The 22,873-nt window shown below is 36.7% G+C and carries 19 protein-coding genes; 11 read left to right on the plus strand and 8 right to left on the minus strand.

Annotated elements, in window-relative coordinates; translation table 11 throughout:
• Nucleotides 1-102: 102 nt before the first annotated feature.
• Together ACTJIP_RS01520 and ACTJIP_RS01525 are read right to left on the minus strand one after the other, a co-directional pair.
• Complete coding sequence (locus ACTJIP_RS01520; protein WP_428168249.1) at nt 103-1,611, minus strand: adenosine kinase; 1,509 nt, start codon at nt 1,609-1,611, stop codon at nt 103-105.
• Nucleotides 1,612-1,942: 331 nt separating this feature from the next.
• Nucleotides 1,943-2,860 (minus strand): SRPBCC family protein, encoded by a 918-nt coding sequence (locus ACTJIP_RS01525; protein ID WP_219072963.1) that lies wholly within the window; start codon nt 2,858-2,860, stop codon nt 1,943-1,945.
• 217 nt (nt 2,861-3,077) lie between these two features.
• Between ACTJIP_RS01525 and ACTJIP_RS01530 the strand changes: the two genes are divergently transcribed.
• On the plus strand, nt 3,078-4,085 hold the full coding sequence (locus ACTJIP_RS01530) for a GlxA family transcriptional regulator (protein WP_180564126.1): 1,008 nt from the start codon (nt 3,078-3,080) through the stop codon (nt 4,083-4,085).
• A 29-nt stretch (nt 4,086-4,114) separates the two neighbouring features.
• Here the strand turns inward: ACTJIP_RS01530 and ACTJIP_RS01535 are convergent, their stop codons facing one another.
• Both ACTJIP_RS01535 and ACTJIP_RS01540 read right to left on the minus strand, forming a co-directional pair.
• The gene (locus tag ACTJIP_RS01535; RefSeq protein ID WP_077418636.1) at nt 4,115-5,035 is read right to left on the minus strand and encodes an AraC family transcriptional regulator; all 921 of its coding nucleotides are present in this window, start codon (nt 5,033-5,035) and stop codon (nt 4,115-4,117) included.
• Nucleotides 5,036-5,218: 183 nt separating this feature from the next.
• Nucleotides 5,219-6,130, minus strand: a complete 912-nt coding sequence (locus ACTJIP_RS01540) for an SDR family oxidoreductase (protein WP_440704029.1) — start codon at nt 6,128-6,130, stop codon at nt 5,219-5,221.
• A gap of 413 nt (nt 6,131-6,543) precedes the next feature.
• Between ACTJIP_RS01540 and ACTJIP_RS01545 the strand changes: the two genes are divergently transcribed.
• From ACTJIP_RS01545 to ACTJIP_RS01555, 3 genes are all read left to right on the plus strand, one after another.
• On the plus strand, nt 6,544-6,696 hold the full coding sequence (locus tag ACTJIP_RS01545; RefSeq protein WP_175627275.1) for a hypothetical protein: 153 nt from the start codon (nt 6,544-6,546) through the stop codon (nt 6,694-6,696).
• A gap of 192 nt (nt 6,697-6,888) precedes the next feature.
• Complete coding sequence (locus ACTJIP_RS01550; protein WP_440704030.1) at nt 6,889-9,843, plus strand: SusC/RagA family TonB-linked outer membrane protein; 2,955 nt, start codon at nt 6,889-6,891, stop codon at nt 9,841-9,843.
• A 10-nt stretch (nt 9,844-9,853) separates the two neighbouring features.
• Nucleotides 9,854-11,317, plus strand: a complete 1,464-nt coding sequence (locus ACTJIP_RS01555; RefSeq protein WP_428168253.1) for a RagB/SusD family nutrient uptake outer membrane protein — start codon at nt 9,854-9,856, stop codon at nt 11,315-11,317.
• A 268-nt stretch (nt 11,318-11,585) separates the two neighbouring features.
• Here the strand turns inward: ACTJIP_RS01555 and ACTJIP_RS01560 are convergent, their stop codons facing one another.
• On the minus strand, nt 11,586-12,098 hold the full coding sequence (locus ACTJIP_RS01560) for a hypothetical protein (protein WP_077418632.1): 513 nt from the start codon (nt 12,096-12,098) through the stop codon (nt 11,586-11,588).
• A gap of 88 nt (nt 12,099-12,186) precedes the next feature.
• Here ACTJIP_RS01560 and bla point away from each other — a divergent pair, with 88 nt between their 5' ends.
• Entirely contained in the window at nt 12,187-13,077 is an 891-nt protein-coding gene (gene bla, locus ACTJIP_RS01565) for a class A beta-lactamase (RefSeq protein WP_440704031.1), read from the plus strand.
• A gap of 3 nt (nt 13,078-13,080) precedes the next feature.
• Nucleotides 13,081-14,121 (plus strand): serine hydrolase domain-containing protein, encoded by a 1,041-nt coding sequence (locus ACTJIP_RS01570; RefSeq protein WP_077418630.1) that lies wholly within the window; start codon nt 13,081-13,083, stop codon nt 14,119-14,121.
• Between the two features lie 82 nt (nt 14,122-14,203).
• Here the strand turns inward: ACTJIP_RS01570 and ACTJIP_RS01575 are convergent, their stop codons facing one another.
• Entirely contained in the window at nt 14,204-15,319 is a 1,116-nt protein-coding gene (locus ACTJIP_RS01575) for an acyltransferase family protein (protein ID WP_180564134.1), read from the minus strand.
• Nucleotides 15,320-15,502: 183 nt separating this feature from the next.
• Between ACTJIP_RS01575 and ACTJIP_RS01580 the strand changes: the two genes are divergently transcribed.
• From ACTJIP_RS01580 to ACTJIP_RS01595, 4 genes are all read left to right on the plus strand, one after another.
• Nucleotides 15,503-16,567: a sensor histidine kinase gene (locus ACTJIP_RS01580; RefSeq protein ID WP_077418628.1), complete on the plus strand. Its 1,065-nt coding sequence runs from the start codon at nt 15,503-15,505 to the stop codon at nt 16,565-16,567.
• On the plus strand, nt 16,560-17,255 hold the full coding sequence (locus ACTJIP_RS01585) for a LytR/AlgR family response regulator transcription factor (protein ID WP_077418627.1): 696 nt from the start codon (nt 16,560-16,562) through the stop codon (nt 17,253-17,255). Before ACTJIP_RS01580 ends, ACTJIP_RS01585 begins: the two co-directional genes overlap by 8 nt.
• A 382-nt stretch (nt 17,256-17,637) precedes the next feature.
• Entirely contained in the window at nt 17,638-18,186 is a 549-nt protein-coding gene (locus ACTJIP_RS01590; protein ID WP_077418626.1) for a hypothetical protein, read from the plus strand.
• 80 nt (nt 18,187-18,266) lie between these two features.
• Nucleotides 18,267-18,962, plus strand: a complete 696-nt coding sequence (locus tag ACTJIP_RS01595; protein WP_180564136.1) for an ABC transporter ATP-binding protein — start codon at nt 18,267-18,269, stop codon at nt 18,960-18,962.
• 65 nt (nt 18,963-19,027) lie between these two features.
• On the opposite strand, the gene ACTJIP_RS01600 is transcribed toward ACTJIP_RS01595, so the two are convergent.
• On the minus strand, nt 19,028-20,965 hold the full coding sequence (locus ACTJIP_RS01600; RefSeq protein ID WP_077418624.1) for an SPFH domain-containing protein: 1,938 nt from the start codon (nt 20,963-20,965) through the stop codon (nt 19,028-19,030).
• A gap of 444 nt (nt 20,966-21,409) precedes the next feature.
• Here ACTJIP_RS01600 and ACTJIP_RS01605 point away from each other — a divergent pair, with 444 nt between their 5' ends.
• Nucleotides 21,410-21,847, plus strand: coding sequence for a hypothetical protein (locus tag ACTJIP_RS01605; RefSeq protein WP_077418623.1), 438 nt, complete (start codon nt 21,410-21,412; stop codon nt 21,845-21,847).
• A 131-nt stretch (nt 21,848-21,978) separates the two neighbouring features.
• Here ACTJIP_RS01605 and ACTJIP_RS01610 read toward each other — a convergent pair whose 3' ends face one another.
• Nucleotides 21,979-22,779: a patatin-like phospholipase family protein gene (locus ACTJIP_RS01610; RefSeq protein ID WP_077418622.1), complete on the minus strand. Its 801-nt coding sequence runs from the start codon at nt 22,777-22,779 to the stop codon at nt 21,979-21,981.
• Nucleotides 22,780-22,873 lie beyond the last annotated feature (94 nt).

Genomic DNA, 22,873 nt, shown 5'->3' on the forward strand with positions numbered 1-22,873 from the left:
ATATGTTTGATCGTTAATGAGATTCTTCCTTCGTCAGAATGACAAAAGTCAAATTGTTCGACGTTTGAGACAGGCTCTTTATTTTTTCCGGGAAACCCCTGATTAGTTTAATTTCTGATTTGTTTTCTGGACAAAATCATTCCATTGCTGGTTCAGATAGGTTAATGATTTCTTTTTCTCATTTTCATTCAAAGAAGAATAATTAATGGAATTGAAAACCAGTTTTTTCAATGCTTTTACATCCAGTTCCCAATACACCAGCGCTACCCAGAAATCATAACTAAGCCCTGCGTATCCATAAACTGAAGGATCATCACTGCTGATGGAACACTGTATTCCATTGCTTAACAATACTCTGGCAGGGTGATTTCTCATATCACTCACATATCCCAGAACCTGGTTACTGATGGGGCTTACTTCAACCAGTTTATTCTGTTTTCTGATCTGCTCCATGGTTTTGGGGAAGTAGATAAGATTCAGTCCGTGTCCAATTCTTTTGTTGTTTAATAAAGCTACATCCAGAACATTTTTATTCAAGGCGGAGTTACTTTCTCCGGCGTGAAGGAAAAGAGGTATTTCCACACCATACTTCTTGTTAAGTTCATTCAGTTTTGCCCAGTTCTTCTCGAAAAAACTGATGTTATGTCCCGCAGCTTCATCTGCTACAAGATCAAAACCTGAGATCATATCCGGAAATTCTTTCTTCATCTCAAACGCTGTTTCAAGCTGTTTTCCGATACTTTCATTATCCAGGAATTTAAAGCTTGAATAGATCAGTTTCAGGGTGAACTGCGGATCAGACTTATGTATTTCTTTAAGAATGTCCTGCAGATCTGTGATGGAAGTTTTTAGAGGATATTTCCCATGCTGGAAATCGTAAAGCTCATCAAAAATATATCTGATTTCTACGTGCTGTACTTTATCTTTGATCAAATCCTGAAATCCTTTCAAATAATATTCTTTAAAGAAAGGACGATAAGGAAGCAGCAGATTGATACGCTTAAAACGTTTTTCAAATTCAATCCAATAATCTGTGTAAGAGCATAAGCTATCACGTTTCAGAGTGAGAAGTTCCTGTAATTGTTTTTCAAAATCCGGGGTTGAGTTCAGTTTTTTATCAAGGCTGACAAATCCATTCGGAACTTTTCCTTTTTCAAAAAAAGCCAGCTGTCCAAAAATGAACTGATCATTATCTTTCTGATCGTAAACATAGCATTCCTGATATTTTCTGGCAGCCGAAATAATCCATTGCACCTCCGTTATTCCTCCGCTGTGGGTGTGCAGTAAACCTCCTTTCGGCATGGTCTGTAGGAGTTCATACAGCTTACTGCTTTCTATTAATGGTCTTAATTCATAAAAAGAGCTGTTGTATAAAGATATTTTTTTGGATTCTGTATCGCTCAGAAATTGCTTACGTATTTGGAATATCTTTTTATCCAAAGCTGTTTCAGCATCAGACAGTTTTATATCAGCGTCAAATGCTATATCCTCATTTTCCTTCTCTAACGATTTCCAGTTTTGCTGGTAAGCAGATGTTTCAGTCCCTTTATTTTGCCCCCAAAAGAAAGGTGCTCCCAAAAGTGCTATATAAGTAAGGTATTTTTTCATCATAATATTGGCGTGGTTTTCTACAATTGTTATGCTTTATCGCTCATGATAAAGAATTGTGCAGATAAAATAATTATCAAAAATATAATTAATTTTTCTGTAAAAGAACACCAATTCCATTAAGAATGATGAGAGATATCAATTTTTTAAATTTCAGAAACAGTTTTTCAAGGATGGCAGCAGGTGCAATTCACTGAATTACAAAACAATCTTAAGAAAAAGGCTGTCTCCTCTGTGAAACAGCCTTATTTTTTTATTTTTTTATCAAAACTATAAGAGTTATTTATTTTTAGATATTCTGACAATCAGGATCGGATAATTATGGAGTACAGCATTAATTTATTTTATCAAATTCCGGATATGGAAAGCCTTTTCCTGTTTCACAAAGAGATTTCAGACTTCTGAAAAATAAGGCCCAGTCAAAACTGCAGGATGCAAATTCTGAATTGTATGATTTCCAGCCATCATGATGGAATAATAAAACACATCCTTTTTTATGAGGTTCCAGCTCAAAAGTGAGTGTAGTACCAACCCAGTCCACAAATCCCTTGATACAACGCCACTTCACCAGACTATAAGGTTTCAGATCCACCACTTCCATCTTTTTAAAATAATCAGGTCCAAAACCAAATCTCAGCATACTGCCTATCTCAGCTTTTGCTTCCGTATCCGGAGTCCACCATCCGGCTAATCCTTCCTGGGTAGTGATGGCTTCATATACTTTTTCAACAGGTACAGTAATGAGCAATCTATGATAAATGCTTTTCGTATCTGTATTTTCCTCCGGATGATCAGAGACCGTAAAATCTTCTTTTGGAGTTGCTTTCCCCTGACCTGTCGTAATAAGGGATTTCAGACTGTCCTGAATATAATGAGTCCAGGCGTCATGGCAGACCTCGTAGCATTCACCTTCAGGAATCAGCCCCTGATGGGTAAATGTAAGTTCTGTTTTTCCTTCTTTTTCATGGATATCAAATACGATATGAGTGTCTACCCATTCTGTTTTATCTTCAATGAAATTAAAATCATTATCCAGAACATGCCACATCACTCTGGTATTGGGCTGCATTTCTGTAATTTTTATCCTGCACCGGTGGACATCACGATAATGATAGGCAAATTCGCTGTTCAGTACAGATGTAGATCCTTCAATGTTTTCAGACCACCAGCCCCGGACATTATTAATGGCATCAAATACCTGCTGTGGCGCAGCATCAACGGTAATACTTGTTGTAAAATCCTGTGATTTCATAATTTTATTTGTTATTAGTGTTAGTTTTTTCTTTTCTGCCATCCTTTCGGACTGTATTCTCTTATTTACTTATTCAAAGGTAAGAACATAGAAAGACCTGTAAGGGGTGTAAAATAGACATTATAAGAGGTTGATCCGGACATCTTATTTTTTTATATTTGTATGATACAGATGAGGTTACAATCGGCACAATTTATTCACCTTTACATTCTGCGATATGAAACATTTAACCATATTAGTTCCCGATGCACAGACAGCACCCAATACATTATCCTGTATTATAGGGACCTATCATATTTTTACGGAAGCAAACAGGTATTACAGCCACAACAATAAAGATACGGTATTCACCATCGAGCTGGCCGGAGTTTCTGAGCATTCTGATTTTGTAAATGGTTTGCTTACCGTGATTCCACAGAAAAATATTGCAGCAGTCCAGAAAACCGATCTGATTGTCATTCCTGCCATTGCCCCGAATTTCACAAAAATAGATGACCAAAATACGGCACTTGTCCATTGGATATCGGAACAGTATAAAAAGGGAGCGGATGTAGCCAGCATGTGCACTGGAGCTTATATATTGGCTTCTACAGGACTCCTGGATTCAAAAAGCTGTTCTATCCACTGGAATACGGTTGCCAATTTTAAAAAACTGTTTCCCAAAGTGAATGTAAGGGCAGAAAAAATCATTACGGATGAACACGGTATTTATACAAATGGCGGAGGGTATTCTTTCTTAAACCTTCTTCTTTATCTGGTTGAAAAATATTACGACAGACAAACGGCTATTTATTGTTCCAAAATATTTCAAATTGACATCGACAGGGAAACACAATCGGATTTCATCATCTTTAACGGGCAAAAATCGCATGGTGATGACATGATTATTCAGGCCCAGGAATACATTGAAAAGAATTTTTCTGAGAAAATATCCATGGAAGCACTTTCCCAGAAATTCACAGTTGGAAGACGAAGTTTTGACCGCAGGTTTATAAAAGCAACCGGCAATACTCCTCTTGAATACCAACAAAGAGTAAAGGTGGAATCTGCCAAAAAAGAACTGGAAATCTCCCGAAAAACCATCAATGAAGTGATGTATGAAGCAGGCTATTCTGATGTGAAAGCCTTTCGGGAAATATTCCGCAGAATTACGGGCTTATCTCCTATCGAATACCGGAATAAATACAATAAAACAGGGATTAAATCCAAACAGCACCATTCATAATAAAGCCGTTTGTATCTTATCTTTATCTTCTACTGAAAAGAGGTTCTGAACTCCAGCGGAGAAAGCCGGGTTTTATTTTTAAATAGTTTTGTAAAGGACTGTGGATGCTCAAAGCCCAGTTCATAAGCAATTTCACTTACTGAGAGATCTGTCGTAGAGAGTTTTTCTTTCGCTTTTTCAATCAACTTATCATGGATAAACTGCTGGGTACTTTGCCCGGTAAGGGTTGTTAATAGCCGGCTAAGATAATTGGGTGAAATTCCAAGTTCTTTTGCTGTAAACTGTACCGTAGGCAACCCTTTTGACACCAGATCATTATCATTGAAATAATCAACCAATAAAGTTTCTAAACGGGTAAGAATGTTATGATTGGTTATTTTTCTGGTAATAAACTGCCTTTCATAAAACCTTTCGGAATAATTGAGCAGTGTTTCCATATGGGAGATGATAATATTCTGGCTGAATTTATCAATTATCCCATGATATTCCTGTTCAATATGTTCTATAATTCCATTGATGGTAAGCTCTTCTTTTTTTGAAAGAAACAAAGCTTCATTCACTGAATAGTCAAAAAAATCATATTGTTTTATGGTCTTTGCCATTGAGGTGTTCCACAGAAAATCAGGGTGAATCAACAGCATCCAGCCGGATTGTTTATCCTTCATACCGGAATCTGCTTCAATTCTGAAAACCTGATTCGGGGAAATAAAAAACAGAGTTCCTTCATCAAAATCATATTCCTGCTGGCCATACTTCAGCTTTCCATTCATTCCTGTTTTCAAAGAAATCTGGTAAAAATCCAGCATCCAGTTAACTTCTCCGATATCAGCAGGCCGCTTAACATTTTTGTAATCAATCACACTGATCAGCGGATGCTCAGGAGGCGGTAATCCTCTTGAGCGGTGAAATTCTGTAATGGTTTTTATTCTTTTTGTAACCCGTCTTTCCATATCTATAAAATTACAAATTGTTTTACCACAGAGAACATCGATTTTCACAGATGCTGTGGTTATTATTGTACACTTTTAAAAATCAAAGATTCTAAAAACTTATGTGTTCTTCTTTTGCGTAACAATATCCTCTAAAGTTTATTTAAGTGTTTAAAGCTTTTGTGACTTTTGTTGTTCAATATTTTACACTTCCTCATTTTGGTAAGCAGCGGCAAATTCTTTTGCAAAATCTGCCAGTTTCACCTTCCCCAGGACAGGTGGATGCTGATAATAATCTTCGTACAGAATTCCACTTGCCTGACTTGCCTGAGTTTCTACAAAACCTTTAGCTACCTGTTCATTGAAACCGATGTCAAGCCAGCTTTTCAGTAATTCCTGATCTGAAATCACTTTCCATGACAGCTCTGCCTTCCCGATTGATTCTCCCAAAGATTTTGCAATTTCATTGGGAGAAACCTCATCACTGGCTACATAACGTACTGTCTTCCCATCAAATGGTTTTTCAATTTCCTCAGCTACAACATCTGCAATATCTAACGGAGAAACCCACGGTTCTTTCTGATCACCTCCCCAATTGGAAACAATGGCTCCTTTGTTTTTTATCGTACTGATGAATGAAAACATATTGAAATAAATACCGACAGGACGAATGAATTTAATTGCAATATCATCCGGCAGCTGCTTCAGGATCTGCTCTACATGATAATGAAAGACAATAATGCCTGTCCCCTTATCTGTATGGGCACCAATGCTGCTGAGATGGATAATCTTCTTCACTCCTGAACGTTCTACAGCAGTTTTGTAATGACGACCGATTTCACCGATCTTTCCGATAAAATCAATGTTTTTATCAAACATATCTCCTGCGGCTTCCATTGTTTCCATTAAATAAACAATGTCTGCTCCTGTAAAAGTTTCTGTAAGAAATTCTGCATCAAACATACTGCCTATGGCGGCTTTTGCTCCCAAAGCTTCTATAGCAGCTATTCTTTCTTCCTTACTGCTGATTACTGTAACTGAGTGTCCTTTTTGTACAAGTTCTTTTGTAAGTGGTTTTCCGATGTTCCCAATGGAACCTGTTAAAACAATATTCATTTATTTAATTTTTTGTTGGTGTAAAATTCTGAAATGCATCTAAAGAATATTTCACCAGATCTATCCTCTTCTTAGCCAAAACCAAACCTCTTACAAAAATTTCACTTGCTCAATTCCCAGTTCAGGCAGCAGCTTGTGTTATAAAATAAATAAAAAGTCTACAAAAACAATAGACTTATTATATTAACGTTAATTCACAGTTTCAAATCTTATTTTTTTATAATTTTTTTAACATTTCAGATGATTAATTAAATTAATGGCTATCAGACACATACAATAAAAAAATTCTATAATTTTCAATTAGTCTACTAATTTAGTAGGTTAATATGATTTATCTCATACGTTCTTTTTACTGGGGTTCATCAATTATTAAATAATTTTGACACAGTTAAAAAAAAATAAACTCTATTCTCATGAATAAGAACTACTTTGATTCTTACCTATGCACTATTATGGTGGCAGCTCCGGCACAGCAAAAGTGTTGTAGAATGTCTGCTTTTTCACAGCACACCTGTATTTCTCAAGACATGTGCTTTGATATGATGTGCAACATGATGATGTCATAACTTTTTAAGAGATACATTCATTACTGTAGGAATGAAAGCCATAAGTTCAAGGCTTCTTTAATCCGGGTACATCTCCTGTACATTTTATTATTCTATTTCTTATATCTCCCTGAAAAAGGAGGAGGAAAGTTATTATTGAGTACAGACAGATCAGCAGTAATACACAGTTCAATTTAAACCTTGATTAATATAATGAAAAAGAAACAATGTAAACTTGGTGTATTAGCTTTGCTCCTATTCGCGGAATATGGCTATGCCCAAACTAAAGACAGCCTTTCCAAAGAAACTTCAATAAAGGAAGTGGTTGTGGTAGCCTTCGGGAAGCAGAAAAAAGAGGAGATCACAGGATCTGTACAGTCATTGAAGGCAAAAGACCTGTCTAATCTTCAGAATGGAAATATTCTTCAGGGAATTGGAGGAAAAGTAGCAGGTGTACAGGTGATCTCTTCCGGTCAGCCTGGTTCTCAGCCAACCATCAGAATGAGAGGAATAGGTTCTATCAATGCTTCAAGCGACCCACTGATTGTACTGGATGGTATTCCTTACAGCGGAAACCTGAACAGTATTGCCGCATCGGATATTGAAAGTATTTCTTTTCTTGAAGATGCTTCTTCTAATGCTCTATACGGATCCCGAGGGGCCAATGGAGTGATTATTGTGAATACGAAAAGGGGGAAGAGTAAAGGAGTAAGTATTGAAGCCGATGTAAGAACTGGTGTCAATTTCAGATCTATTGAGGATTACTCCGTTTATACTTCTCCACAGGATTATTATACTGCTTATTATAACAGAGCCAGAATTGGTGAAATTGCAAGACTGAAGCAGCCCGGTGCAGTTCCTTCCGGACCAAGCCCGCATGACGTGGGACTTGCAGCGCTTACCAAACTGGGGTATAATGCTTATAGCGTTCCTTTTAATCAATTGATTTCAAAGGATGGATCTTTCAATCCTGATGCGAAGCTATTGTATCAGGACAACTGGAAGAAACTGCTTTTCAGACCTGCATTGAGAAGAGAAGCCACGGTAGGAATCAATGCCAATGGAGATCAGGTAAAGTCTTATACTTCCCTTAATTATCTGGATGACAAAGGGTATTTAATATCTTCCGGTTTTGAAAGATTCGGGATCAGATCGAATGTAGATTACTCCATCACATCAAAACTGAAGTTGACCAGTGCTTTGTCTTATACCTACAGTAAGCAGGATTTTGGGGAAACAGGAGGCTTTTCCAACCCTTTCCAGTTTGCCAGAAATATTGCACCATTTTATCCTGTTTTCCTCAGGGATAACAATTATCAGCAATTGTATGACAGCAACGGAAATGCTCTGTATGACTATGGAGACGGACAGGGACCCAATGGGGCAACAAGGTCTTACGCCGTTTTTGAAAACCCTGTGGGCAACCTCCAGAAAGATAAATCTCAGATCATAAGTAATATCACCAATCTTAACCTTGGTTTAAATTATGAAATCATCAAAGGACTGGATTTCACCTATAACTTTGGAGCTTATCTTGAAAATACAAGAAATCTTCAGTTCGGAAATACGGAAGGCGGAACTTCATCTTCTGTAGGAGGTACTATTTCGCAAAGTTCAAATTTTAAATATACTCTGAACCATCAGCAATTGCTTACTTATCAGAAAAAACTGGGAAATCACAGTTTCAATCTTCTTGTAGGTCATGAATTAAACAAAATAAAGGATGATGGTTTTTCAGGTTCAAAACAACAGCTTTTATTACCTGATTCTCAAGCCTTCGATAATGCCGTAAAAATTACCGGGCTATCAGGAAATGGCTATGAATATGCTGTAGAAGGGTATTTCACAAGGCTATTGTATAATTATGATGGAAAATATTTCTTTAATGCCAATATCCGTAGGGATGGTTCTTCTGTCTTTTCTCCGGAAAGCAGATGGGGAAACTTCTATGGATTGGGCCTGGCCTGGAATATTGCAAAAGAAGATTTTCTTAAGGACAACAGCGTAATTAATTCTTTAAAATTGAAAGCTTCTTATGGGCAGCAGGGAAATGACAACATTCTTTTAGGAGGTTCCAACAGAGATTATTATGCTTACCAGGATATCTACGGAATTAATAATTTCGGTGATGACAAACCCGTTCTTTCGCTTAAAAAACAAGGAAATAAGGATTTAAAATGGGAAACTTCCAAAAATCTGAATGCCGGTTTTGAGCTGTCACTGTTAAAAAACAGAATCACCCTGAATGCAGATTATTTTGAAAGAAAAGTATCGGATATGATCTACACGCTTCCTCTTCCTCCATCCAATGCAGGTTCTTATGTGAAATACGGAAATATAGGAGATATGACCAACAGAGGTGTTCAGGCTAATATAAGTGTGGATATTCTCCGTGGTGGTGAGTTCCAATGGAGCGCTTATGCCAATGCCACTCATTATAAAAATAAGATTACAAGATTACCGGCTGAGCAGAGAAATACAGGTCTGGTTTCCGGATTATTTATTCTGACAGAAGGTGGAGACCGCTATACGTATTTCCTTAAAGAATTTGCCGGAGTGAATCCTGAAAACGGAGATGCTTTATGGTACCGTACATCCATCAATCCTGCCACTCAGAAAGAAGAGAGAACTGTCACCAACAATTATAAGGAAGCTACAGATTATAACACTGGTAAATCAGCAATTCCAAAGGTATATGGTGGATTCGGAACAGATTTCAGCTATAAAAGATTCAATCTGGCAGTGAATTTTGCCTATCAGTTCGGAGGATATGGATATGATGATATTTACAGAAGCTTATTCCATTCGGACAGCTACGGATCTAACTATTCAACGGATCTGGATAAAACATGGACTCCTGAAAATCCAACTGCTGAATTACCAAGAGTAGATCTTAATGCTACCAATCAGAATGGAAATTCAACGCTTTATCTGATTAAATCGGATTATATCAGTCTTCAGGATGTAACGCTCTCCTATCAGCTTCCTGATGGTTTCGCACAACAGGCAGGCTTATCAGGTCTGAAAGTCTATGTGACAGGTAACAACCTGTATTTGTGGTCTAAGAGAAAAGGATATGACCCAAAAGCTTCATTAACAGGAGTTTCTGACGCCTACCGATATTCTCTTTTATCAAGTGTCTCTTTAGGTTTTAAACTTAATTTTTAAAAGAACAGGAATGAAAAAAATAAAATACTTTTTAGCAGCGGTAACCATAGGTTTTATGATCACCAGCTGTGCCAATGATCTCAACACTTTACCGGAAGGTGATATTTCAGGTGAACAACTGAATAACGACTCTTCCAGTCCCGAAAAAATTCTTGGCGGAATCTATCTTGATCTTCGCAGTAATGGTGCCGGCGGTACTACCGTTCACTCAGATTTTGGAATTATGGGAATTAAAGCAGGTTCCGACCTGATGTCCAATGATATCATCCAGTCTACGAACCAGCATTTGGGAATGTTTTATAATTACGAAGCTACCAATGCCAGCAACATCGCTTCTGAGATTGTATGGACTACTTTTTATGCAAGAATATTTGTGATCAATAAGCTTCTTGATGGTTTAGATAAAAATGCGAGTGCAAAGAACAGAGCCATTGCAGGACAGTTATTAGCTTTAAGAGCCTACTCTTATTTTTATTTAGTCCGTTTTTATGCCAACGATTATGGCGGTCATCAGTCTGAACCGGGACTTCCATTGGTGCTTACCGCAAGCAATCCCAGCCAGGGACTTCCCAGATCAACTGTTGCTGAGGTGTATGGACAAATCAAAAATGATATTGAGGAATCTATTACACTCTTAGATACTTATGCACGTCCGTCCAGAGCCCAGATCGATAGAAGAACCGCCAAGGCCATTGCAGCTGAAGTATTTCTGGAAACGGGAGATTACATCAAAGCGGCTCAATATGCTGAGGAAAGCAAACAGGGCGTTGGCCTTATGACAGAAGATGATTATACCACCACCGGATTTTCCAATATCAATAATCCTGAGGTAATATGGGGTTTTCATAATACGATTTCTACCATGAGCATTGGAAATTATTATGCCTCATTCTTCTCAATGTTTGATAATACCAACGAAGGATATGCCGGTGCTGCTCAGATCCGTAAACTGATAGACAAACGGCTTTATGAAGCAATTCCGGAAACGGATTACCGTAAAAAAGTGTTCAATGGCAGTCAGGCTGCGGCTTATACCTTTAACGGAAAAACAAAAAACTACCCACCTTATGTAAGCTGGAAATTTAAAGATCCTACTCTTTTTGAAGGAGATTATATTTACATCCGGGCTTCCTCATTATATTATGTACAAGCTGAGGCCCTTGCCAGACAGGGAAGAGAAACGGAAGCAAGACAAGTATTATTCGAGATTACCTCGAAAAGAGATAAGGCGTATACACTCTCTACAAAATCTGGTAATGCCCTGATCAATGAGATTGTCCTTCAAAAAAGGATAGAACTTTGGGGTGAAGGCTACGCGTGGTTTGATATGAAACGATTAAACACCCCTTTAGAAAGAGTATACACAGGGACAAATCATACTTTTGGAAGGTTCAACCTTACTCCTGATAAATTCAGATTCCAGATTCCTAATAAAGAGATTAATAATAACCCACAAATCAAACAGAATGAATAGATAAGCTAAAACAATTTTACATTCAAATATATTCAGTGACGAGGCGCCATTTACAAGTAAATGGTGCCTTTTTTATTAATAATGACTCAGTTGTATGTTTTTCAAACGCAAAGTTTTTATTATTTAAATTATAATTAAAGCAAGCGACAAAGCCGCATGAAGCTTTATGACAGTACGTCCGCTTCAACAGAATCAATGTAGTTGATTCCACCTTTGCTTCCTCAAAAAAAGTAAGGATAAAAAAATAAACTTTGCGTCAAATATTTATCTATTTTACAATAATATCAGACTTATAATTGTCTTTTAAAAGCTCTCCATTTTTATACAAACGCTGGTTAATGACCTTCCCCTTTTCATTGAAATAAAGCCACAAAGCATTTTTCCTCCCTAAAGAATCCAATCGCCCCATTTCTTTCGGCATTTTGTTATTGTGAAGAATCTGGATCGGAAACAGGCCTTTCAAATCTTTTAGAGAATCCATTTTTTCAGGAATCAGTTCCGTTTCATTTCCTATTTTGAAAGTATACTTTTTTCCTTTATCACTTTTAAGAATAAGCTCATCACCTGATATCTCATATTTTCCCTCTGAAAATGGAGCTGTTGAAATCTGATCATAGCTTATATATTCTGTTTTTAAAAATTCAAAAGTTCCGTTTTTTATATACAATGAATATACTCCGCCTCCGGATTGCAGCTCAACATATTTCGGATATTCTTTGTCTTTTTTACAGGAAATAATCGTGAAAAGAATGATAAAAAGGCTAATAGTTTTTATTTTCATGGAACTAAATTATTAAAATATTTACAATAGAAGAAGGAGTGGAAATACATATATTTGGAAATCAAAAAAACTTTAAAACCAGATTCAAATGCAGAAAGGAATTATTTTCACGCTATTTGCGCTCTTATTCAATCTCCTTATTTTTTCACAGCACAAGAAATCTCCTGATCTTAAGAAAACCATTGAATCTATTATCTCCAATAAGAAGGCAGATGTGGGTGTTTCAATCATTGGACCTGATCAGAAAGAAACAATACAGATTAATGGTAATACATTGTATCCCATGCTCAGTACAGTAAAGTTTCCTATTGCTTTAACGGTGTTGAAAAAGGTAGAAAAGGGTGAACTTTCTTTACAGCAGAAACTATTCATTAAAAAAGAAGAACTTCTTGAAGATACCTGGAGTCCGTTCAAAAAAGAACATCCTGAGGGTAATATAGAAATCAGCCTGGAAGAAGCTCTGAAATGGATCGTTTCCTACAGTGACAATAATATCAGTGATATCCTGATGAGGTTGGTTGGCGGGTCGGAGCCTGTTCAGCAGCTGGTCAACAGTAAAGATTGTATCATTCAAAACAATGAAGAGGATATGCACAAAGACTGGGAATCTCAGTTTGTAAATAAAATAACACCCAACGAAGCTATCCGGCTCCTTACAGCATTCAGTAATGGAAAAATACTGAATAAAGAACATAGCCTGTGGCTCTATAACATTATGCTCAATAACACTGCCGGACCAAAAAGGCTTAAGGGCAGTCTTCCGCCGCAGGTAAAAGTAGCCCACAGAACTGGAACATCTTTTACCAATAAAGAAGGAATGACAGGTGCCATCAATGATTTCGGAATTATTGAACTTTCAGACAACAAAAAGATATACATCGCTGTTTTTGTTCATGATACCTATGAAAAGTTCGAAAATGCAGAAGCAATTATTGCAGACATCTCGAAAGCAGCTTATGACTATTACCATAAAAAATAAGGAATGACCCAAACACAATTATTCTTCACAGCTCTGTTTTCAGCAGTACTGTCTGTTACCGCAACAGCTCAGAAAAAAGACATTTATAAACACAAAATAGACAGCATTATAACGGCTTCCAGTCCAATTGCATTCAACGGCGTTGTCTTGGTTACTCAGAAAGGAAAAATCCAATACCTGAAATCCAATGGGTACAAAGATTTCGAAAAGAAAATCCCGGTGAAAACAGATGACCAGTTTGAAATCATGTCCAATTCAAAGCAGGTTACTGCTGTTTTAATTTTACAGGCTGCAGAACAAAGAAAACTAAACCTCCACACCCCTATTAAAAAATATCTTCCCGCTCTTACCCAGACCTGGGCAGATACTGTTACTGTACATCATCTTTTGAACCATACTCATGGCATTACAGATATAAATAAACCGACAACGTTCAAAGCCGGCTTCCAATTCAAATACGGTAACCTCTCCTATATGATGTTGGGGGAAATCCTTAAAAACACAACTGGAAAAAGCTTCACAGAACTTGCCACTTCTCTTTTCAAAAGGCTAAAAATGGATAAAACACTGGTATTCAACACCAGGAACAATCAGTCTCTTGTTCCCGGCTATATGAACGAAGACAATCAGTTTGAAAAAGTGAAACAATCATTCCTGAATGATAATATTTCTCCTGCAGCTGGTATCATTTCTACGGTGCAGGATCTTGCTAAATGGGATGCAGCATTATTTAAAGGAAAACTTCTCTCTCCTGAGTTTCAAAAGCAGATGCTGACTCCTTCCACAAGCTCCCAGCACAACGTTTTTGGAAAAGAAAGTATGGGGTTTGGTTACAATGTAAGATTTATCAAAGAAGCAGGTCTTGATTATTTTGCAGTGACAGGTCTCGGAGATGGTTTTACATGCCTTAATGTCTATTTTCCTTCTACAGATACTACTTTGGTCATTTTAGAAAATCAGATGCCTGAAAAAAGTGAATACTGGAGCTTTAAAGAGGCTTCGATAAAAAATGTGGTTCTAAAAGCGATGACTTCCAATCAATAATTTTTTATGCTAACTATTTACGAGTCAGTTTCTATTCCGAAACTGACTCTTTTATTTTTTATGCTCCCGCAGATTTAGAAGGCTATACAGATTTTTTTAAAACTTTGGATTTAAGGACAGAGAAAGGTTTTTCAATAACCAAACGGTAAAACAAGCCACCCAAAATACAAGCAAACAGACAAATCAAAAGAGTAATATTATCTGAGGTTTCAAATTTAAAATAGTCAAAAAGTCCCTGCACCATATGAATAATTCCTTTATGTGAAAGGTAAACAGTATATGACAGAGCTGCCAGCTGAGCGGTAATATATGACTTTGAACGATACAGGAAAGACGATTGTGAAATGGCAGCCATCAGAATAATTCCATAGCTTACCGCCACCAGTGTAAACCCAAATACAGAAGCCGTTTTGGAAGCCTGTTCATTACATATCCAAAATGAAATTCCCAGCAATACTATTCCAAGAAAGAAAAGCTTATTTCCATTGCCGGCAACTATTCTTTTGAATATTGAAGAATACTGCATGAGATAACCGATCATGACACCCATTCCCAGGCCATCTAACCGTGTGTGGGTAGGATAATATATTTTCATATACCATAATTTCCAGAAATCTGTGGAAGAAGTATCTGCCACCACAATAAATTCATTCCATGCCATCAGCCTTGCTATAATAGAAAATCCAATGACAGCCATCATCAGAACGGCTATATATCTGTACAGTTTTGTTGGCATAACAATCAAAAGAAACAAAGGAAGAATAAGGTAAAACTGTTCTTCAATACAGAGTGACCATGCATGAGAAAATGTTCCAAAGCTGATGACATCCAGTCCATAATTTTGAGTAAAAGTGACAAACTTCCATAAAGGGGATAAAGCTTCCCTTTCTCTGAAAAAAGGAAATATAAAATAGAGAAAAAGAGTAAAAAAGTAAGCCGGAATAATTCTGAAAAAGCGTTTTATATAAAATGCTTTCAGACTGATATTTCCCTTATCTTCTATTTCTTTGAACAACTGGCCTGAGATCAGAAACCCGCTTAAAACAAAGAAAAGATCCACTCCTGTCCAGCCAAATCTTCCAATGCTGTCGATCCAGCCGGGATGCTTAAATGCCCGATAATGATATAGTAACACGAGTAAAATAGCAGCAGCCCTGAGGTGATCCAACCCGTAAAGCCTTTCAGAACGTTCCGTCATTATTTTTTTATGCAAATATTGACCAATTTCCAACTCCTTTCTTTCATAGAATCCGAACAACGGCCTATTCAGTACCGACAACAAAACAGGAAGTTTGTACCATAAATGATGTTATCTGACATTATTTTAAAGTATTCTGCATGACATTTCTCTGGCGTAACTTAAGTTTTTATATTTTTGAAGATGATGAAAACTCCATCAGGAACTCAGATCAGACAAACTCTATACTTCCAGCTGTTCTTCTGGATTGCTTTATTTTTATTCGGAACGGCAAGAATGTATGGAGAATATGAAAGTGGAGCTTTTAAAGAAATAATGATTTATAACTTTTGTCACTGGATTTTCCAGATTGCAGGAGCCAATTTTATTTATTTTGTGCTGGTCCGCCATTTTTTTGACCGGAAAAAGTATATTACATTTTCACTGTATCTTATTCTCAGTCTTTATCTTATTTCTGTCATCAACAGGTTTTTCCTTGTTTATATTGCAGAGCCTCTTTTTACCCGGGAAGTGAAAGACAGTGTTTTCAGTATTTTCACAGATATTCCTTACCTCTTGCTCCATTATACATTTACTATTATCAGCGGGGCATTTATCTTTATTTCAATCATGTTTTTTATAAGGTATAAGGATGAAAAGGAACGAACAATCAAACTGCAAAAGGAAAAAACAGAACTGGAATTACAGTCTCTCAAATCCCAGCTCAATCCCCATTTCCTCTTTAATACCCTGAATAATATTTATTCGCTGTCGATCAGTAATTCTGACAAGACTTCACAATCAATCAGCCAGCTTTCTGACATACTGGACTATATTTTACACAAAGGACAGAAAAAATGGGTAACCGTTTCTGATGAACTGGCTATTATTGAACATTATATTGCGCTGGAAAGCCTGCGGTATCATAATGAAAGGTTAAAAATCCAGAAACACACCAGGTTAAACTCCCCAAATACCATTCCGCCCCTGCTCTATCTTACTTTGGTAGAAAATGCCTTTAAACATGGAGCCGGAAAAAGTTCCGAAACCACAGAAATAAAGATTGAAGTGGAAACAAATGATCTTCATTCTGTTTTTAAAATTGAAAACACTTTCTCAGACCACCAGACAGCCAATGAAAAAGGAATCGGGCTGCAAAACATACAAAGACAGCTGCTCCATCATTATCAGAAAAATTTTACCTTCAGTATCTCACAGGAAAACAATATTTTTAAAGTTGAAATAAGTACTCCTTCACATCATGATTAACTGTATTATTGTAGATGACGAACCTCTGGCTATGTCATTACTGGAAAACCATATTTCTAAAATCGACGATTTAAAGTTGGTGGGAAAAGCTCAAAATGCAATGCAGGCTTATAAAACACTGCAAAATCAGACTGTAGACCTTATGTTTCTGGATATTCAGATGCCTCACCTCAATGGAATTGATTTTCTGAAGTCACTGTCTCAGAAGCCCAATACTATTTTCACTACAGCTTACCGGGATTTTGCCATTGAAGGTTTTGAACTGGAAGCGGTAGATTATCTCCTGAAACCCATTACTTTTGAACGGTTTTTCAAATCTGTAGAACGTATCCTGAGAACTACAGCCGACCATACAAAAGATTATATCCTCGTCAAAACTGAAGGAATGCACCGGAAACTTATGCTTTCGGAGATCGTTTATTTTGAAAGCCAGGGAAATGACATCAAGGTAGTACTCGTTACCAATGAAAGGTTTATTTCGAAAAGTAAGATTACAGATCTGGAACAAACGCTATCTGGTAAAGGTTTTGTAAGAATTCACAGATCTTTTATCATTAATTCTACTGTTGTGACGGCATTCAGTAATAATGAAATTATTGTCAACAACCATAAGATTCCCGTAGGAAGAAGTTATAAACAGGAGTTTGATACCTTGATATCTTCTGTTTCAAGAAATAAATTGTTATAAAATTGTTTCCGAAAATTCCACGGTCATGTTTTCTGCTTCTCTTGTAGAATTTAATCTATAATGACATTTTTTTAACATTAATTTTAAATTAGTCATTAGCTCAGCCTTATTTGAGTGATTTCCAATCTGTTTTTCAATGCATTACATCCTATAAATAATGATCAGTCAGTCTTAAAGCAAATTGACTCTGCGCTCACAAAAAACAACCAAACAATTAATTAACAAACACTTACATAAACAATGAAATCCATAGCATCCGCGGATTATCTCATCATGATATTAAAAAAAAATATTACTTTTGCTTAAACAAATAAAATTGTTTTTTAGCTTTTTTATTAGTAAATTTATGTACACCAAGTTGTAAAACATTAAAATTCATTTTATGAGAAAAATAATTCTACTTATTACTTGTATGTTCGGTATTTCAGTTTTCTCACAGATTAAAGTGTTGAAGAATGAAAGTTTGGTGGAAATTGGTAAAGATAATTCTGTTGGTCTCTATAAAAAGGAAGATAAATTTACAGTCAACTACCAGGATCTGAACACCGCCAACCTGAATACAATCCGATCTTTTTCATTTCAGAATATTAATGGTGATGTTACCGGATTATTTAAACTTATTATGGATGGGTTTATCTCTGCACCTGGTGAGAATATTATCCTGGAACTGCCTAATGATATCATTGAGCTTCATTATGAAAAAAACTATGGCCAGCCAACTGTACAGTTTATCCAGGTGATCAATAAGAACCGGAAATATATAGGAAAATCACAGTTTTTGACCCAAAAACAAGTGGAGAAAATTTTCGGCAGAACCAATGGAAAGTATGCCATGTATGACAGCCCCGGTTCTGTAACCAAAGGAGCTGGTAATAGTGCCTCTACTGCTGCTCCGGCAACAGGTGGAACCAAGAAAAAATCAAAAAAATAATTATATTTTATAAATATTGCGAAACTCATTCTATCGGATGAGTTTTTTTATTTTATTTTTGCAGAAAGACATTAAAACTTATGCCGCTTCAGATAATCAATTTAACCAAAAAATTTGGTGAGCAGACTGCCCTTGACAATATCAACATTTCTATTGATAAAAATGAGATCATCGGTCTTCTTGGCCCAAACGGTGCCGGAAAATCTACCCTGATGAAATCTATTGTCGGAGCACTGAAAATTGACCAGGGTGAAATCATTTTCAATGGGATGAATATCTCAAACCATGAGATTGAAAGCAAAAAGAAAATAGGCTTTCTTCCTGAAAACAATCCGCTTTATCTGGAAATGTACGTAAAAGAATATCTTCAGTTTGTAGCCAATATCCACAAAATATCAGAGTCCAGAGTAGATGAGGTGATAGAACTGGTAGGAATCACACCAGAAAAATCTAAAAAAATCGGACAGCTTTCTAAAGGTTACAAACAACGTGTAGGATTGGCTCAGGCTATTATTCATCAGCCGGATTTACTGATTCTTGATGAACCTACCAATGGTCTGGATCCCAATCAAATCATTGAAATCCGTAATGTGGTAAAACAAATCGGCCAGCAGAAAACCGTTTTACTTTCTACTCACATCATGCAGGAAGTGGAAGCACTTTGTTCAAGAGTTATTCTTATTCATAAAGGAAATATTCTTCAGGACTGCCCTATTGATGAGTTCAAAGGTAAATTTGAAAGCCTGGAAGAGGCGTTTGCAAGTTATACAGTATAAAGAAATACAAAATCGCCCGGAAAAATTTCCGGGCGATTTTTTTTAAATTATTCTTCAAGTTAAAATCAAGAATTGTTATCCGGTTTCTCCTCAATTACAGCAGCCGTTTCAGCATTTTTCTTTTGTACCTGTTCCAAAAGCTGAAGTCCTAAAAGTCCGCTAATTCCGCCATTCGCTGAATCTCCGTTTCCTCCGATTAATACTTCAGGCATTATTCTTACATTCTGGCTGGCAATATTTTCCATGATTTTCAATTGGGTAAAGTTATTTCCGCCCATTGCTTCTACAGATAACTTATAGGATTCTGCATTAGATTTACCAATGGCCAGAATTTTTTCTGCTTCTGCATTACCTGTTAATGAAATTTGTTCCGCATTTGCTTTTGCCAGCAACTCTATCTTTTCTGCTTCAGCTTTTGCGAGAAGTCTTGTTTTTTCTGCTTCACCTGTGGCCAACAGCTTCAATCTGTCTCCTTCTGCATTCGCCTGCAATCTTACGGAATTGGCATCTCCGGTTGCTTTTTTCACTGATGCATCAGCTATTCTTTCCGCAATCACAACACCCTGATCCGCTTTTACAATTTCTTTCTGCATATCAGCAACAGCCGTTTCTTTTTCCAGAGCCTGACGCGTTTCCTGAGCCAGCATTTCAGTTTCGTAAGTAATTTTCTGTTCTTCCGCCAATTTTCTATCCGTTAAGGTTTTCATTAAACTTTCCGGAGGAACAATCGCTCCTATCAAAGTATCTACTGCATTTACATTATATTGTTCCAAAACACTGCTGATGTGGTCTTTTGCCGACTGCTGTCTTTCTTTTCGCGTTCCCAGAAATGCAATCACATCACTATCCTGCGCTGAATTTCTAAAATAATTCCCAATAGTTGGCTCTAAAACCTGGCTTACAAGATTGATCATATTTCCAAAGCGTGCAATTACTTTTGGAGCTTCATACGTCGGAATATGGATGATTTGCGAAACATCAAGATTGAAAGGGAAACCGTCTTTACTTCGTACCGTAATCGTTGAGAGGTTTTTATCCAGCTGGTGAGATTCGCTTCTTTCATAAGCCCAGTTCAGTACCAAATTGGTGGTAGGAACAAGTTCAACCTTCATAATATAAGGATTGATGGGATATTTTCCGGGACCAATGGGTTCTGCCCAAACTCCTTTACGGCTTTTCTCAACAATGTTTCCATGTTTAAAATCAATCCCGCTCAAATCTTGTCCTTCTTCTCCTACATAGCTGATAATAACTCCCACATGGCCAATTGGAATTTCCGTCATTTTCACCATTTCAACTTTTGTAAACCAGGGATTCAGGAAATAAGAACCCGCCAGAATTACCTGCTCCTGAAGACCTTTAAATCCTCCGCTATTTAAAAAAGTATCTACATCCTGAAATTTATTATGTCCATTGATAATTTTACCCGCAATCTGACCTTCTGCTAAAGGGTCTCCTTCCATGGTTGTGATAACCCCCACTGCATTATCAGGAATCTGAGTCATATCCGTTAATTCTATTTCAAATAATAACGTGTTGATTCTATAGGATCCTGGTGCAATAATCGCGGTCTGACGGCCTTTTCTTCCTCCGTTTTTCAAAAAAGCTTCAGCATCCTGAAAAGAATCACAATCAACTTTTCTACCTAAGATTCTTCCGGTTTCTAGTTCTACCCCATCTTTTGCCAGCAATAATCCTATTTTTCCGGTCGGAATCACTGTAAAAGATTGAAAATCGATAGTATATTGCCATATCCATTTTCTGAAATATACGCCCGGAGCTAATGTCTGAGCCTGAAAACCCGCTTCTCCACCGGTTGCAATAATTCTTCCTTCCGGAAGTTCCTGCTTGCCAACCAACACAAATTTCTTGGTTACCAAACCTATTTTGTCCTGAGGAACAATGATTAATCCAAAGAAAATTCTTAAAATGAATTTATAAAAAAGTACGCACAAAAGTGCAATTACGGCCGGAACCATCCAGCCATGAAAAGCTAATTCCATAGTTTTGTTTTTTATTTTTGATTATAATTGAAAACAGGGGTTGTGCTCTGATTCTTCAGAATATGAAAAAACAGAGTACGAATTATGTGATAATTCTTTCGAAAAAATTAAGAAATTACAGGAGGAGATGTATTAAAAATCGTGAAGATGATTTCTGATACTTTTAATAGAAAAAACTTAAAATTAATTAGTTTCATTTTGATAATAAAGGAACGAGATCCTTTGATGGTACAAATGTACAGAAGAAAAGTATTCAGTTGTTTCAAAAACTGACAATATTTCACAAACAAAAATACAACAAATTGATAATCAATACAATTATTTCTAAAAATAAATATTTAGCGGTCTCCGAAATCTCTTTCCGACACTCTATATTCTTCTTTTTAATTAAAATATGGCGCTATATTTGATAGACTCTGAAATGTTAACCAATAACCACTCAATATGATAAAGCACATTTTACTAGGAACTTTCTGCTTGGCTCAATTTTCTTTTGTTTATGCCAAAGAGGTTCCGAATCCGAAAACAGATATTTCTGTAGCTTCTTCTGCTCTTCAACAGGTACCCAAAACAGTTATTATTAAAACCAAAAAGTTCAAGATCAGAATCGACAAACAGCCAAACGGCAAATACCTTTATCAGTCATGGAATGCCAATGCAAAGATCACAGCAAAACCAAGCATGATCATCAGCGATGGTGAAATGATTCCTGACGGTACTGGAGGGAATTATTATATCACTTTCAGCAATGAGGGGCACAGCTACCAGATCTGGAGAAATTACCTTACAGATTCTCCTAAAAAAGCGCCTTACACACTGGTTGTCAACGATGCCAATGATAATGAAATTGTACGTCAGGACGGATATGTAGTCAAAAATTAGAATGAGATAAAAGCTGGAAGCTGGAGGAGAGAAACTGGAGGTTGTTACAGTCTGTCTATAACTTTACTTTAAGAACTCAAAATTCGCCTTCCTTTTGTATAAACTAAAATCCTGCGTTGATGCGGGATTTTTTATGTTCCCGACTGTTTTAATTCTTCAAAATAACCACTGGTTTCATAGCTTTCTTTAGCTGCTTTATAACCGATATTGAAAATCTGTTCCAGCCTGTCTTTTCCACGTTCAAAAGTACCGTAAGCCGCTAGTTTTTGAGAGGAAATGAACCAGTCACAGTAATCAAATTTTATTTTTTCAATTCTATAGGAAAGTAAATCATAGGAACGGGAAACGATTGCTTTAATGGAGTTCAGGTCTTTGATTTTAGCTTCGTTGGGTGGAGAAACAAATACTCCGATGAGCTTATCACAGTCATCTCTGATGATATCTGCCGGAAAGTTGTTCAGTACACCTCCATCACAGTACATTTCCTCTCCAATAATGTAAGGGGTTGTTATTCCGGGAATGGAACACGAGGCAATGATAGCATCCACAATCTCAAAATCTTTGTCAAAAATCTTCTGGGTTCCGGAAACCAGCTCTGTGGCCACAATTTTTACTTCAATATCGAGATCACCCAATTTCATTTCATGAAAAATAGGCTTCAGATAGTTCCGGAAAATCACTGAAGAAACAAACCCCGGCTGATTGAATGTAAAATGTTTCCAGTTGAAAAAATATACAGAATTGAAAAATTCCAGAATTTCTTCCGGCGTTTTTCCGATAGCATGAAGACATCCTACAATAGATCCTGCACTACAGCAGGAAAGGATATCTACTTCAATTCCTTTTTCCTGTAAGAATTTTAATACTCCTGCATGAGCGATTCCTTTGGTACCGCCGCCTGATAAAACAAGTCCTACTCTGTCAAAATTCATAGAATAAATGTAAGGAAACAGCCTGAAATAATCGAGTTAATTTTTATAAATATGCTGATTTTAAAATTATTTTAATAAAATCAATGGTTTTATT

Source organism: Chryseobacterium sp. 22543, assembly GCF_052044565.1.
Lineage (GTDB): Bacteria > Bacteroidota > Bacteroidia > Flavobacteriales > Weeksellaceae > Chryseobacterium.